Annotated in this window: 11 protein-coding genes and 1 pseudogene; 10 read left to right on the top strand and 2 right to left on the bottom strand. The window is 70.4% G+C overall.

What is annotated here, in order from left to right; all coding sequences use genetic code 11:
* Positions 1–21: 21 nt before the first annotated feature.
* The 4 genes from LMU33_RS04340 to LMU33_RS04325 all read left to right on the top strand — a co-directional run bounded on the left by LMU33_RS04340 (position 22) and on the right by LMU33_RS04325 (position 6,212).
* Positions 22–3,243 (top strand): bifunctional cytochrome P450/NADPH--P450 reductase, encoded by a 3,222-nt coding sequence (locus tag LMU33_RS04340; RefSeq protein ID WP_228617490.1) that lies wholly within the window; start codon positions 22–24, stop codon positions 3,241–3,243.
* Positions 3,244–3,404: 161 nt separating this feature from the next.
* A complete protein-coding gene (locus LMU33_RS04335) occupies positions 3,405–4,451 on the top strand; it encodes a zinc-binding dehydrogenase (RefSeq protein ID WP_228617489.1) in 1,047 nt (348 codons plus the stop codon).
* A 113-nt stretch (positions 4,452–4,564) separates the two neighbouring features.
* Positions 4,565–5,194: a TetR/AcrR family transcriptional regulator gene (locus tag LMU33_RS04330; RefSeq protein ID WP_228617488.1), complete on the top strand. Its 630-nt coding sequence runs from the start codon at positions 4,565–4,567 to the stop codon at positions 5,192–5,194.
* Between the two features lie 286 nt (positions 5,195–5,480).
* Positions 5,481–6,212: an alpha/beta fold hydrolase gene (locus LMU33_RS04325; protein WP_228617486.1), complete on the top strand. Its 732-nt coding sequence runs from the start codon at positions 5,481–5,483 to the stop codon at positions 6,210–6,212.
* Between the two features lie 370 nt (positions 6,213–6,582).
* On the opposite strand, the gene LMU33_RS04320 is transcribed toward LMU33_RS04325, so the two are convergent.
* The gene (locus tag LMU33_RS04320) at positions 6,583–7,218 is read right to left on the bottom strand and encodes a TetR/AcrR family transcriptional regulator (protein ID WP_228617484.1); all 636 of its coding nucleotides are present in this window, start codon (positions 7,216–7,218) and stop codon (positions 6,583–6,585) included.
* A 137-nt stretch (positions 7,219–7,355) separates the two neighbouring features.
* Here LMU33_RS04320 and LMU33_RS04315 point away from each other — a divergent pair, with 137 nt between their 5' ends.
* From LMU33_RS04315 to LMU33_RS04290, 6 genes are all read left to right on the top strand, one after another.
* Positions 7,356–8,501 carry a VOC family protein gene (locus tag LMU33_RS04315; RefSeq protein ID WP_228617482.1) on the top strand — a complete coding sequence of 382 codons (1,146 nt, stop codon included), beginning with the start codon at positions 7,356–7,358 and terminating at the stop codon, positions 8,499–8,501.
* Positions 8,498–9,436 (top strand): fumarylacetoacetate hydrolase family protein, encoded by a 939-nt coding sequence (locus tag LMU33_RS04310; RefSeq protein WP_228617481.1) that lies wholly within the window; start codon positions 8,498–8,500, stop codon positions 9,434–9,436. The genes LMU33_RS04315 and LMU33_RS04310 overlap by 4 nt, the downstream gene beginning before the upstream one ends.
* Positions 9,433–11,052 (top strand): bifunctional 3-(3-hydroxy-phenyl)propionate/3-hydroxycinnamic acid hydroxylase MhpA, encoded by a 1,620-nt coding sequence (gene mhpA, locus LMU33_RS04305; RefSeq protein ID WP_228617479.1) that lies wholly within the window; start codon positions 9,433–9,435, stop codon positions 11,050–11,052. Before LMU33_RS04310 ends, mhpA begins: the two co-directional genes overlap by 4 nt.
* Positions 11,053–11,068: 16 nt before the next feature.
* Positions 11,069–13,102 (top strand): acetoacetate--CoA ligase, encoded by a 2,034-nt coding sequence (locus LMU33_RS04300; protein ID WP_228617477.1) that lies wholly within the window; start codon positions 11,069–11,071, stop codon positions 13,100–13,102.
* The gene (locus LMU33_RS04295; protein WP_228617475.1) at positions 13,099–13,446 is read left to right on the top strand and encodes a DoxX family protein; all 348 of its coding nucleotides are present in this window, start codon (positions 13,099–13,101) and stop codon (positions 13,444–13,446) included. Before LMU33_RS04300 ends, LMU33_RS04295 begins: the two co-directional genes overlap by 4 nt.
* Before the next feature lie 72 nt (positions 13,447–13,518).
* A complete protein-coding gene (locus tag LMU33_RS04290) occupies positions 13,519–14,223 on the top strand; it encodes a hypothetical protein (protein WP_228617473.1) in 705 nt (234 codons plus the stop codon).
* Between the two features lie 81 nt (positions 14,224–14,304).
* Here the strand turns inward: LMU33_RS04290 and LMU33_RS04285 are convergent.
* Positions 14,305–14,575, bottom strand: a pseudogene (locus tag LMU33_RS04285) (4-hydroxy-2-oxovalerate aldolase family protein); the annotation flags it as partial.
* Positions 14,576–14,838: the final 263 nt, after the last annotated feature.

The following is a 14,838-nucleotide window of genomic DNA, read 5'->3' as shown; positions in this document are numbered from 1 at the left end:
CTCCGCGCAGAGGAGCAAGACATGACCACGCACTCCGCGAACGACCTTCGCCCCATCCGGTCCCCGCGTGGGATCCCCCTGCTCGGCAACACGCCGCAGATCCCCGACACCAACCCGGTGGAGTACTTCGGTGAGCTGTCCAAGCAGTTCCCCGAGGGCATCTACGGCATGGACATCGCCGGCATCGAGCAGGTCTTCGTCTACGACCCGGACCTGGTGGCCGAGGTCAGCGACGAGACGCGGTTCTTCAAGCAGATCGACAAGACGCCGCTGCACCACATCCGGGACTTCGCCGGCGCCGGCCTGTTCACGGCCCACCAGCACGAAGAGGAATGGGGCAGGGCACACCGGATCCTGCTGCCGGCCTTCAGCCAGCGGGCCATGAGGAACTACTCCGGGCAGATGCTGGAGATCGCCCAGAACCTGGCGGGCAAGTGGGAGCGCCGGGAGGGTCAGCCGGTCAACATCACCGACGACTACACCCGCCTGACGCTCGACACCATCGCCCTGTCGGGGTTCGGCTACCGGTTCGAGTCCTTCGACAAGGAGGAGCTGCACCCGTTCCTCAACGCGATGCTGGGCGCGCTGACCGAGTCGATGCGGCGCTCTCAGGAGCTGCCGATGATGACCAAGCTGCGCAGGGCCGATGCCAAGAAGTACGGCGAGAACATCCAGGTGATGCGCGAGCTGGTCGAGAGGGTGATCAAGGAGCGCCAGGAGGGCAAGGGCAGCGGTGAGGACGACCTGTTGGGCCTGATGCTTGAGGCCACGGACCCGGAGACCGGCAAGCGGCTGGACGTCGACAACGTGCGTGACCAGGTGCTGACGTTCCTGATCGCCGGGCATGAGACCACCAGTGGTCTGCTGTCGTTCGCCACGTACTCGCTGATGCGCAACCCGCATGTCCTGGCCCAGGCGTATGCCGAGGTGGACCGGCTGATGCCCGGCGACACCGTCCCGGACTACGACACGATCATGCAGCTGGACGTCATCCCGCGGATCCTGGAGGAGACCCTGCGGCTGTGGGCTCCCATCCCGATGATCGCCAAGGCGCCCATCGAGGACACCGTCATCGGCGGCCGCTACGAGCTGAAGAAGGGCACGCGGGTCAGCATCCTTGAAGGCCCGCTGCACACCCACCCCAAGGCGTGGGAGCGTCCGGACGAGTTCGACATCGACCGGTGGCTGCCGGAGAACCGGGCTCAGCAGCACCCGCACGCCTACAAGCCGTTCGGCAACGGCGTACGTGCCTGCATCGGCCGGCAGTTCGCGCTCACCGAGGCCCGCCTGGCCCTGGCGCTGGTGCTGCAGAAGTTCAAGCTCTCGGACACCAGCGACTACAAGATGGACGTGCGGGAGGCGTTGACGCGCAAGCCCGGCAACTTCGAGCTGATCGTCCGTCGCCGTCAGGAGCACGAGCGGACCGTTTTCGGCGCCGCGGACCTGCAGACCGGCGACACGCAGGCGCAGGCAGTGGTCAGCGGTGTCGGTGTGAACCTGACCGTCGCCTACGGCTCCAGCCTCGGCTCCTGCGAGGACCTGGCGCGCACCATCGCCGACCGCAGTGAGCGCTCCGGCTTCGGCACCACGCTGGTGAGCCTGGACGAGCTGGGCGACAACCTGCCCACCGAGGGCCTGCTCGTGGTGGTCGCCGCCAGCTACAACGGCAAGGCCCCCGACAACGCCCAGCACTTCGACGACCTGCTCGCCGCCGGACTGCCGGAGGGCTCACTGTCCAACGTGCGGTACGCGCTGCTGGGCGCCGGCAACACCCAGTGGGTGGCCACCTACCAGGCATTCCCCAAGCGGATCGAGGAAGGTCTGCTGGCCGCCGGCGCCACCCCCATCGTCGAGCGCGGCATCGCGGACGCCGCCGGTGACTTCGACGGCATGGCCACGCGGTGGATGGACAACCTGTGGGCCACCCTGGCCGAGGAGTACGCCGCCGACACCTCCCAGGCCAGCGGCCCCCGCTACGAGGTCCAGCTGCTCACCGAGTCCGACGTGCGCCCCGCCATCGTCTCCGAGCAGGCGTACCCGCTCACCGTGGTGGCCAACGACGAGCTCGTGGCCGACGCGACCGGCCTGTGGGACTTCGCCATCGAGCCGCCGCGCCCGTCCGCGAAGTCCATCACCGTCGAGCTGCCCGACGGCGTCACCTACGACACCGGCAACCACCTGGCCGTCTTCGCCAAGAACGAACTCGCCCTGGTGGAGCGCGCGCTGAGGCGGCTCGGCGTCGACTACGACCAGGTGCTCCGGCTCGACCAGCCGGCCGGTGGCCGCACCCACCTGCCGGTCGGCACCCCGGTCACCGCCGGCATCCTGCTCACCGAGTTCCTGGAGCTGCAGGACGTGGCCACTCGCTCCCAGATCCAGACGCTCGCCGAGTACACCGAGTGCCCGTGGACCCGGCCGCAGTTGCTGGCGTACACCGCCGAAACGGAGGAGGCCGAGGAGCGCTACAGCAAGGAAATCCTCGGCAAGCGCATCTCCGTCCTGGGCCTGCTGGAGCGCTTCCCGGCCGTCGAGCTGCCGCTGGCGGTCTTCCTGGAGATGACGGGCCCCATCCGTCCCCGCTTCTACTCCATCTCCTCCGCCCCGTCCGCCAACCCGCGCCACGTGCGCCTGACCGTCGGCCTGCTGGAAGGCCCGGCCCTGTCCGGCGACGGCCAGTACCGCGGCACCTGCTCCGCCTACATCGCGGCCCTCGATCCCGGCGACATCGTCTACGGCTACGTCCGCGTGCCCTCCCCGACCTTCGCCCCGCCCGCCGACCCCGCCACGCCACTGATCCTCATCGGCCCCGGCACCGGCATCGCACCGCTGCGCGGCTTCCTGGAGGAGCGGGCGACCCAGCACGCGAACGGCACCCAGGTCGGCCTGTCCCAAGTGTTCGTCGGCTGCCGCCACCCGGAGCACGACTACTTCTACCGCCAGGAGATGCAGGACTGGGAGCAGACCGGCATAGCCCAGGTGCACACCGCCTTCTCCGCGGTGACCGGCCACCCGGCCCGCTTCGTGCAGAACGCCATCGCCCGTGCCGCCGACACGGTGTGGCAGGCCATCCAGGACGGCGCGTACATCTACGTCTGCGGTGACGGCCGCCGCATGGCCCCCGCCGTCCGCGAGGCACTCGCCGCCATCCACCGCCAGAAGACCGGCAGCGACGACGAGGCCGCCCAACAGTGGCTCGCCCAGCTCGAGGCCGACGAGCGCTACCAGCAGGACGTCTTCGCCTGACCGTCGCACGCCGTCAAGGCGTGCTGACCCCAACCGCCGGGAGGCGTGCGGCACCCCCGCTGCCGGCCGTACGCCTCCCGGCCGCCACAAGCCCCTCCAGACACACCCCATGGCACCCCTGGATACCCGTGGTTGGTGCCGCTCACCGAAAGCAGATCTTCATGGACACCATGCTCGCCGGACGCTTCCACCTGGACAGCAAGAAGTTCGCCGTGGAAGAGGTCCCGATCCCCGTGCCGGGCCCGGGCGAGGTCCTCATCGAGGTCAAGGCCGCCGGCGTCTGCCTCTCCGACGTCCACCTCCTCGACGGCTCCCTCGTCCCGCTGTTCGCCACCTCCGAGACGGTCACCGTCGGCCACGAGGTCTCCGGTGTGATCCACACGCTCGGCCCCGACCTCAAGCGCGGCCTGCCCGTCGGCACCCGCGTCACCCTGGAGGCCGGCAAGACCTGCGGCAAGTGCGCCGGATGCGTGCGCCACCGCCCCTGCACCCAGATGCTCACCGCCGGCATCGACTACGACGGCGGCTGGGCCGAGTACGTGATCGCCCGCGAGGACACCCTCATCCCCATCCCGGACAGCCTCCCCTTCGACCAGGCCGCGATCATCCCCGACGCTGTCTCCACCCCCTACGCCGCCGTCGTCGCCACCGCCGGCGTCCGGGCCGCCCAGTCCGTCGGCGTCTGGGGCGTGGGCGGAGTCGGCGCGCACAACGTACGCCTCGCCCGCCTGGTCGGCGCCGCCCCGATCATCGCCGTCGACCCGCTGCCCAGCGCCCGCGAGCGCGCCCTCGTCTTCGGCGCAGACCTCGCGCTCGACCCGGCAGCCCCCGACTTCGCCGACCAGGTCCGCGCAGCCACCGGCGGACGCGGCCTCGACTTCGCCTTCGACTGCGCCGGGGTCCCCGCCGTCCGCGACCAGGCCGCCTCTGTGCTCGGCCTGGGCGGCTCCCTGATCCTGGTGGGCATCACACCCCGGCCACTGACCATCACCGAGGGCCTGACCTTCAACTACCTGCAGAAGCAGGTGCGCGGCCACTACGGCGGCTTCCCCGAGTCCGTCTCCGAGCTGGTACAGCTGACCGCGGCCGGCCGCCTCGACCTGGCCCCCTCCATCACCGACCACATCCCGCTCATCGAGGCCGCCGACGCCGTCCACCGGCTGGAGAACAAGATCGGCGACCCGATCCGCCTCATCCTCGTCCCCTGACGCCCGTCAGCAGGACAACAAGCCACCCTGGGCAGGGGTGAGTGGGCGCCGGTGTGTGAGGGTGCACCGGCGCCCGCGGCTTTCCCGCAGCCAGAACCCGTGGAGATGGAGCCATGCACACGACCGACGCCCCGCGCCGCACTCCGCAACGCAGCGACGCTCGCTCGAACCGCCGACGCATCCTCGCCGCTGCCCGGCAGAAACTGCGGGACGACCCCGACGCAAGTCTCGACAGCATCGCCCTGGCGGCCGGCATCGCACGACGCACCCTCTACGGTCACTTCTCCAACCGTCAAGCGCTGATCGCCGAGTTGACGCAGGAAGCAGCACGGGCACTGCGACAGGCGTTCGCTGCAACCCGTGTCCCAGATGCCGACCCGCTGGAGACGATGACGCGGATGGCCCTTGCGGCATGGGCGGTGGGCGACCAGTACCGCATGCTCATCTCCTTGGGGCAACACCATCTGGGAGAGGAGACGATCCGCGCCACTCTGGCACCCGCTCGCGAAGAGGCCGTGGCGGCCATACGACGTGGCCAGGACGAAGGCGTGTTCGCGCACCACGTCCCCGCGCCCATCCTCGCTCAGGCGCTGGAAGCCCTGATGCTGGCCCTCGCCGAGGAGAACACCACCTCCGCCTGGGCGGACCCTGCGGGTGAGGCTGCGGTGACCGCGTTCCTCGTCGCCGCCGGAGTAGCACCACACATCGCATCGCGCCGGGTTCGAGCCGTGTTGCGCGAGTAAGGGCGACTCCCGGAACGCTGCCTGGCCACTGGGGTCCCCTCGGGCAGGCGTAGAGCCGGCGCGTCCAAGGGTCCACTCTCCTGCCCCGGACGCATACGCTGCGGCCAGTTCACCATCCACCTGCGCGGTCAGCCGGCCCGGAGGGGACGGTGCTTGGCCCAGGCCAATGGTCCTCAAGCGTTACGCCTCGGTGACCCGATGCCGCCCTCGGCGTCCCCATTCCCCCTCCTCCCTGTGTCGTCGCTCCACTTCTGTCCGGAGATTCACCCCCTGTGGGAGTTCATTCATGCCTGCCATTCTGATCCACGGCGTACCCGACACCCACCATGTGTGGGACGGCGTGCGCGAGCATCTGACCCGCAGCGACGTGGAGGCTTGGGACCTGCCCGGTTTCGGTTCGCCGCGGCCCGAGGGCTTCACCTGCACCAAGGAGGAATACGTCTCCTGGCTCATCGAGCGGTTGGAAGGAATCGGTGAGCCAGTCGACCTGGTCGGCCATGACTGGGGCTGCCTCCTCACCGCGCGCGTGGCTTCCGTACGGCCGGATCTGATCCGCACGTGGGCCGGCAGCAACGGTCCGGTCAGCGCCGAGTACGACTGGCATCCGCTGGCCAAGCTGTGGCAGGACCCCGTCGCGGGCGACCGCTGGGCCATGGAGTACGACGCCGCCGCGTTCGCCAGGGACCTGACCGACAATCTCCAGATCCCGGCTGAGTTGGCCGAACAGACAGCCGGCCGCGTGGACGAGACCATGCGCGACAGCATTCTCAAGCTATACCGTTCCGCCTTGACGGTCGGTGCGGAGTGGGAACCGGATCTGGCGAACCTGGCCGGACCGTCCCTGGTGTTCTGGGGGGCGCTCGACCCAGTCTGCCCCATCGAGTTCGGCGAGAAGATGGCCGCTTCCGTGCGCGCCACCCGTTTCCTGAGGCTCGACAGCAGCCACTGGACGCCGATCCAGAAACCGGCCGAGGTCGCCGCGGCCCTCGAGGAGCAGTGGACCAGCTCACAGGGGTGACTGGCGCGCCCCGACAAGCACGCCCGTGGGCTGTGCCTCTGGCGGCACTGGCGCCCGGCCGCCAGAGGCACACGGGAGGGCCACCGCACCGCCGTGCATACCGCCGAGCGGGGCGGGCGCTCCGACTGAGAGGTCGATGATCATGGCAACCGCCGCGGGCCCTTGGCCGATATCACGACGGATCCGACTGGCGACAGCAGCGTGGATCCGGGCGGATGCCACCGGAGGTGATCCGGTCCGCAGGCAGGGGCCGCCCCGTGCAACCGGTGTCCACCGCATCGTGTCTCGCTGTGGCCCGGCCTGCAGGGCGACGGTGCCGTCGTACGAGGCCCCCCGCGCCTTGGCCGGCGGCGCAGATCCCACCGACTCCTCAGTCGAGGCCCGGCAGCGGGCGCCGGGTGACCTCACGGGCGTCCTCCGAGGAGAGGCCCAGCATGCGCAGGACCATCGCGGCGAGGTCGGAGGCGGCCTCGTCGCCGTCGAGGTCGGGGCGGGCCAGCCTCAGCGCCACCAGGGACAGCAGGGTCCCGCCCAGAGCGGACAGGGCCATGGTGGGATCGGTGCCGGTGAAGCGTCCCGAGGCGATGCCGCGTTCCAGGTCACGAAGCGCTCGTGGCGACAGGCCGCGATCGGAGTGGATGTGGGCCAGGCCGCGGTCGCGCAGGATCCGCATGAGTTCGGGGTGTGAGTCCGCCATCCGTGCGGTGAGGCGGAAACCCGCAGCGACGAGCTCGGCGGAGTCGTCGATGCCTTCCACATGCTCGTCGATGACCTGACCGAACTCCTCCAGGGCGTCCGTCACAGCGGCGTCGAACAGTGCCGTCTTGGACTCGAAGTGGTTGTAGAAGGAGCCGAAACCGACGTCCGCGCGCTCGGCGATGGCCTGGATGCTGGCGCTGGTGTCCCCGGTCTCCGCGAGGATCTGCCGCGCCGCACGGATGAGTGCCTGACGGGTCTCGGCGCGGCGCCGTTCGAAGCGGTTGCGGGGCGGGGCTGACGTCGGCATACGACGAGTGTAACAACCGTGCCGATGACACCCCCATGAATGATGATTACCTCAATTCTTTGGCTCTGCTCTATTGACGATGAGCGACGGCAAAGTTGATGATTTCCTCATTACGGCAGTGTTGCTTGGAGGGCACCATGTCCCACACCCCCGTTAACAGGGCCGATCTGCAGACGCCCCACCAAGATCTCCACAGCGAGCTGGGCGCCCTACGCGGTGAACACCCCGGACGAGCGAGAAACCCCGTCATCAAGGTGGCCGACCTGGCCTGGCTGGAGTTCGAGAAGCCGGACCTGGACCGGGCCGAGGTGTTCGCCCGCGACTTCGGGTTCGCCATCGCCGCGCGCACCGAGCGGGAACTGTGGCTGCGCGGCACCTTCGCGGGCTCCCCGTGCATGGTCATCCGCCATGGGCAGGCGTCCCGCTTCGCCGGGCCGGCGTTCCGCGCGGCGGAGCGCGCCGATCTCGACCGGCTGGCCGCAGCCACCGGCAATACCGTCCGGGACATCGACGTACCCGGCGGCGGACAGTCGGTCACCCTGCTCGATCCCTCCGGCTTCCCGGTCCGGGTCGTGCACTGCGCCGAGCAGCTGCCCGCGCTGCCCGAGCAGCAGCCGCTGATCCTCAACACCGGTACCGAGCACCGCCGTACGAACGCCACCCAGCGGCCGCCCCGCGAGCCGTCGCGTATACAGCGCCTCGGGCACGTGGTGCTGGAGACACGGGTGTTCATGCGGGCCCTGAACTGGTATCTGGACACCCTCGGGATGATCGTGTCCGACTTCCTGTTCCTGGACGGGCAGCGCGGGCGCGGGCCGACCATGGCGTTCATCCGCTGCGACCAGGGCAGCCTGCCCGTGGACCACCACACTCTCGCCCTGCACCTGGGGCCCGGTACCGGCTACGTCCACTCCGCCTACCAGGTCACCGACCTCGACTCGATCGCGGCCGGTGGGGAGTACCTGGCCGAGCGCGGCTACCGGCGCAGCTGGGGGATCGGCCGGCACATCCAGGGCAGCCAGCTCTTCGACTACTGGCGCGACCCCGACCGCTTCATGCTGGAGCACTTCGCCGACGGCGACCTGTTCTCCTGCGACCTCGAACCCGGCTGGGCGCCGATGTCGGCGAGCGGCCTGGCCCAGTGGGGGCCGCCCGTCACCCGCGACTTCCTGGGCGCCAGCCCCTCCCCCGCCAAGCTCCGCGAGGTCATGACGGCCCTGCGCGGCGACAACGAACTCGACCCCGCACGCCTGCTGGGCCTGATGAAAGCGATGAGCTCATGAGCACCAACGTGCTGCGCACCCCCGACGGCTGGTGGGTCGTCCGCGACGAGCGGGCCGTCCGCATCGAGACCGAGGCGGTCACCACCGCCGAACTGCTCGCCGACCGGGCCGCCGTCCGGGAGGCCGCCGCCTCCGGCGAGATCGGCACGCCCGTCGCCGATCTGGTAGCGCTGCCCCCGGTCACCACCCCCTGCCGGGTGGTGGCCCAGATGGTCAACTACCGCAGCCACGCCAAGGACTCGGGATTCACCGGTGACATCCCGCCCACCTTCTTCCGCAAGGCGTCCGGCTCGGTCAGCGGGCCCCACGACACGATCGTCCGCCCCGCGCACGTGAAGTTCCTCGACTACGAGGTGGAACTCGGCCTCGTCATGGGCGCAACCCTGCCGGTGGGCACCGTCGTCGAGGAGACGGACCTGCCGCACTACGTCGCCGGGCTCGTCCTCACCAACGACGTCAGCGCCCGCGACGTCCAGCTGACCAAGACCCAGTTCTACGAGAGCAAGTCCTACCCGACCTTCACCCCGACGGGGCCGTATCTGGCCCTGCTGGAGCCCGAGGACTTCGCCCGTCTGATCGACCTGCGGCTTCGGCTGTCGGTCAACGGCGTAACGCGCCAGGACCGCACTCTCGCCGACATGATCGTGCGGCCCGCGCAGGCGCTCACCCTGCTGGCCCGCTTCCAGACCCTCGACCCGGGCGACCTGCTGCTCACCGGCACTCCTGGCGGCACGGCCCTGAAAGCCCCGCCCAAGCCGGTCGAGAAGATCGCCGCGCTGCTGCCGCCCGCGCTGAAGTGGAAGGCGTTCTTCAACGGCCAGGCCAAGAACCCCCGGTATCTGCGCGACGGTGACCTCGTCACCGCCTCGATCGCCACCCCCGACGGGCGGATCGACCTGGGCGAGCAGCGGACCGCTGTGGCGGACGCGACGTGAGCGCCACCACCCGCAGACCGGTGGTGATCATCGGGGCGGGACCCGTCGGAGTCACGGCCGCGCTCCTGCTCGCCCGGCACGGAGTGCCCAGCCTGCTCCTCGAACGCCACCGGGACATCTACCCCCTGCCGCGTGCTGTCGTCGTGGACGACGAGGTCCGCAGGATCCTGCAGAGCGTCGGCGTGCACGAGGAGTTCGCCGCCATCGCCCGGCCGGCTCCCGGGCTACGGCTGCTGGACGCCCGACGCCGCGTGATCAGCGAGTTCCCGCGGTCCATGCACGGACACCACGGCTTCCCCCAGCTGAGCATGTTCAACCAGCCCGACCTGGAACGTCTGTTGCGCGACGCCCTGGCGCGCCGCCCCGAGTGCGAGCTGTGGAGCGGGGTGGAGGTCGTGTCCGTCACCGAGTCCGGCACGCCGAACACCGACGCACCCGACGATCCGACGGGTCCCGTCCGGGTCACCTTCCGGCGCGGCGGCAGTGACGAGGAGGAGCACCTGTGGGCCGATGCCGTCCTCGGCTGCGACGGTGCGGGCAGCCTCACCCGTGACGCCATCGGCGCCGCCTGGGAGGACCTGCACTTCCAGGAGAGCTGGCGGGTCATCGACGTGCGCACCAGCCGCCCGGTGCGGACCTGGGAAGGCGCCGAGCAGATCTGCTGCCCCACCCGGCCGGCCACCTTCATGCGCATCAGCGAGGACCGCTACCGCTGGGAGTTCCGGCTGGCCGACGACCAGAACCTGCAGGGCCCGGACGGATGGGAGCGCCTGCGCGAGCTGGTCGCCCCCTGGGTGGACCTGCCGGCCTCGCAGAGCGACGACTTCGAGGTGATACGGCAGGCGCAGTACACCTTCCAGGCCCGTCTCGCCGACCGGTGGCGCAGGGGGCGTGTCTACCTGCTGGGCGACGCCGCCCACCTGACCCCGCCCTTCGTCGGGCAGGGTCTGTGCTCCGGCCTGCGCGACGCCCACAACCTCACCTGGAAACTCGCCCGCGTTCTGCAACAGGGCGCGGACGACCGACTGCTGGACACCTACCAGCGGGAGCGCAAGCCGCACGCCCGCCACGTGATCCGTGTCGCGGTCGCCGTCGGCTGGGCCATGACCGGCGGACAGGACCGCGGTGCGGCCATCCGCCGAGCTGTGGTGGGCGCGGCCTGCCGCATCCCCGGCGTGACCGCGGCGGTGAGCCGCGATCTCAGCCCCGCGCTGACCGCCAGCCCGCTCGTACGACGCCGCCCCCGGCTGACCGGCCGTTCACTGGCCGGCACCTTCTGCCCACAGCCCTGGGTGCTGTACGACGGCACGCGAGAGCGCCTCGACGACATCCTCGGGGACTCCTTCGCCGTGCTGACCGCCGTGCCGCCCACGGCACGGATGACGGGTGTGGCCACGGCCCTGGGCGCATCCGTGATCCATGTCGGCGACCTGGGCGACGACGGCACCCTGGCCGCCTGGCTGGCACGCGGCCGTGCCGACGCCGCCCTGCTGCGCCCCGACCGCGTCGTACTGGACACCGTCCCCACCGGCACCGGCCACTTCACCGACGCCACCGCCTGGGCTCCCCTACTGCACACGGCCCGCCGCCCCGCCGAAGCCCCGCCCGCACGCTGACGAGGAACACCAGACCATGACCACCCCGCACGCCACGCCTTGCCCGGAGCCCTTCCTTCCGCCCGACCTCCAAGCGGCCGCCGGCAGCCGCATCGCGGACTTCGCCCGCTGGGCCGCCCGACACCAGGGCGCCGACGGCATCCAGGACCCCACCGACTACCAGGCCATGCACCACTGGTCCGTCACCGACCTGGAAGGCTTCTGGGCCGCGGTGTGGGAGTACTTCGACATCGACGCCGCCACACCGTACGAGCGAGTGCTGGCCGAGGAGACCATGCCCGGCGCCCGCTGGTTCCCCGGCGCCACCCTCAACTACGCCCACCACGCCCTGCGCAACCTGCACCCGGACGCACCCGCGATCACCGCGCTGGACGAGACCGGAGCCGCCTACGAGATCACGGGACGACAGCTGCGCGCCCAGGTCGCCTCCGTCGCCGCCACACTGCGCGACCTGGGCGTCGGACCCGGCGACAGGGTGGTCGGCTACCTGCCCAACACCCCCCACGCCGTCATCGCCTTCCTCGCCACGGCCAGCCTCGGCGCGGTGTGGTCGGTGTGCGGCCAGGACTACGCACCCAAGGCCGCCGCCGACCGCTTCGCCCAACTCGAACCGAGCGTGCTCATCACCGCGGACGGCTACCTCTTCAACGGCACCCGCCACGACCGCCGCGCAGCCTCCCTCGACCTCGCCGCCGCCCTTCCCACGCTCAAGGCCAGGATCCTCGTGGATCACCTGGGCCTCGCGTGGCCCGCGACCCCGGCCGCGAGGCTGACGGTTCCCTGGGAGGACGCGGCCGGCCGCACCGAGTACCTCACCATCACTCCGGTGCCGTTCGACCACCCGCTGTGGATCGTCTTCTCCTCCGGCACCACCGGGCTACCCAAAGGCATCGTCCACGGTCACGGAGGCGTCCTGCTGGAACACCTCAAGATCCTCGGCCTGCACTGCGACCTGGGCGTCGGAGACCGCTTGCTGTGGTACACCACTACCCACTGGATGATGTGGAACCTGGTCGTCTCCACCCTGCTGACCGGTGCCGCCACCTGCACCTACGACGGCAGCCCTGCGCCGGTGGCGCGCCCGGACGTCCTGTGGGAACTGGCGGCCCGCCACAAGGTCACCGTCTTCGGCACCAGTCCCCAGTACCTGCTGGCCATGGCCAAGCTCGGCGTCGACCCCGCCGTGCACGACCTGTCGGCGATCCGCGTCATCGGCTGCACCGGCTCCGCCCTGCCCGCCTCCGCCTACCCCTGGGTCCGCGACCACGTCGGCGCAGGCGTCCAGCTGGCCTCCACCAGCGGCGGCACGGACGTCGTCTCCGGCTTCGCCGGCAGCGCCCCCACCACCCCGGTGTGGGCGGGTGAACTGTCGGCCCCCAACCTCGGCGTGGCGCTGGCGGCGTACGACGGCGCGGGCCGGCCGGTCGTCGACCAGGTCGGCGAACTGGTCGTCACCCGCCCCATGCCGTCGATGCCGCTGTACTTCTGGAACGACCCTGACGGCTGCCGCTACCGCGACGCCTACTTCGGCGCCTATCCGGGCGTGTGGCGGCACGGGGACTGGATCACTCTCACCTCCCACGGCTCGGTGATCGTGCACGGCCGCTCCGACGCCACGCTCAACCGCAACGGCGTACGCCTGGGCAGCGTCGACATCCACGACATCGTCGAACGCCTCCCCGAGATCGCCGAGGCCCTCGTCATCGGTGCGGAGGAACCCGACGGCGGCTACTGGATGCCGCTCTTCGTGGTCCTCGCCGACGGGAGCGAGTTGGACGACTCCTTGCGCGAGAAGATCCGCGACGCGATCCGCACCGGCGCCTCACCCCGCCACGTCCCCGACGAGATCCTCGCCGTGCCGGCCATCCCGCACACGAAGACCGGCAAGAAACTCGAGGTCCCGGTCAAGCGCCTCCTTCAGGGCGCACCCGCCGAGCAGGTCCTCAATCCCTCCGCGGTCGACAACCCCGACCTGATCGCCTACTTCGCCGGCCTGGGAGCCGAACGCCGCCAGGCCCCTTGTCCGCACACCCCCGAGGGCGTCTCGTGATCCTCTCCGCCTCGCTGACCTGTCTCATCGCGTTGATCTTCGCCCTGCTGGGCGCGGCCAAGATCCTGGCCCTGGGTCCGATGCCCGAGCTGGCCGCCCACGCCGGCTTCACCACTGCGGCCTACCGGGTCATCGGCGGGCTGGAGCTGGCGGGCGCCATCGGCGTGGCCCTCGGCCCGGTCGTACCGCTGTGCGGCGGCCTGGCCGGTATCGGGCTGCTGATGCTGCTCGCCGGTGCCGTGACGACGCACGTACGCAAGGGCGACGGGCTGACCAAGCTCCTCCCCGCGGTGACATGCGCGGCCCTGGTCGCCTGGTATCTCGTACTCCTCGCCGGCCTCTGACCCGTTCCGGGAGACTGTCGGCGGCCACTCGTCCTGTTAGCGAGCCCACGGCGGAGCTGGCAGACTGACTCTGTGGTTCCGCTGATGGTCGCGGCGGATGAGATCGCGTCCTCATCGCTTACCGGCGCCAGTGTGGTATCAGTCTGCGCACTGCTCTTCACCGTCGCGTCGTTCTGGTGGCTCAACGCCCGACAGGGACGCTTGAAGGCGTGGGAACCTCATTCCTTCGCGGCGATCGTCCACGGTTCCACGGCACGCCTAAGACTGCCGCTCGTCCTGCACAACACCGGTCCCAAACCGATCGTCGTGCAGGACCTCATCCTGACCTTCCCCGATGAGCCCGCCTCTCATCTGCCGCTCCTGTGGGTGTCCTCCACGTCCCGGCTCCAACCGGGGCCGGACGAGGAGACGAAGCTGCCCGCCGGATTCGTCGTGCCCGGCAGAGAAGCGCAACAACTCTTCCTCGAGTTCGAGGCACCGTTTTCCGGATTCCTCCCGGAGGCCCGTGACTACAAGGCCCAGCTCCAAGTTCGGGTCGGCCACCGCAAGGGTTGGCGCCCCCTGCTGACGTTCAGCTTGAGGGCCGCCAACATCATCGATCCAGATCGCTACACCGTCTACAACAACGCACCGGTCGAGCTGACGAAGGAAGATCAGAGGAGAGCGGACGCCGCGCTTCTCGAGCTGCTGGAAGAGCACGGGGACGGCTCCCCTCCGGGCGGCAGGAGACAGGGAGACCCTCCGAATGACGAAGGTGACGCCGACACGAGCCGCTGACATCGCCGTCCGCCCTCTGACGTGGACAGCGGTGGCACCGGCCCCGCCGGGCCGCCACAGCCACCGCACCGATCACTCACGTCAGTCGACGCAACCGGCCGCCGCGAGGTCGAGCACAATGTCCGTGATCATGCCCGCCTGGCCGCCGACCATCCTGCGCCGGCCGGCTTCGACAGGGATCGCCCGGGTGTCCAGGCCGTGACGGCGCGCCGCGGCAACGGCATGCCGGAGGAAACCGGAGTACACGCCCGCGTACCCGAGGGCGAGCATCTCGCGGTCCACCCGCACCTCGCGGGCCTGCAGGGTGCGGACGATGTCGGCCGGCAGCGTCCATGAGGCGGAACAGGTCGCAGTTTCCGCGACCATGAACAGCCCGCGGACGAGAAGCCCGTGCGCCCCTCGGCGGGGGCAGGCATCGCCTCAGACACCTCCAGGGGCGTTCTACTTTGCAGGGGCGAAGGCTGTGACTGTTGGTCGCCAAGGGCCCCGGCCCGATTTGCCGAGCACTCGACGCGAGGGCGCAGGGCGGAGAACCCGAAGGCAACGACGCCGACGCCGGAGCTGCAGCACACCCGCCCGGAAGCCCCCGCCGGCCGCGTCTGCAGGGGCTTGCCG

It is taken from the genome of Streptomyces barringtoniae, assembly GCF_020819595.1.
Lineage (GTDB): Bacteria > Actinomycetota > Actinomycetes > Streptomycetales > Streptomycetaceae > Streptomyces > Streptomyces barringtoniae.
This window is presented reverse-complemented; position numbering and strand designations above follow the sequence as displayed.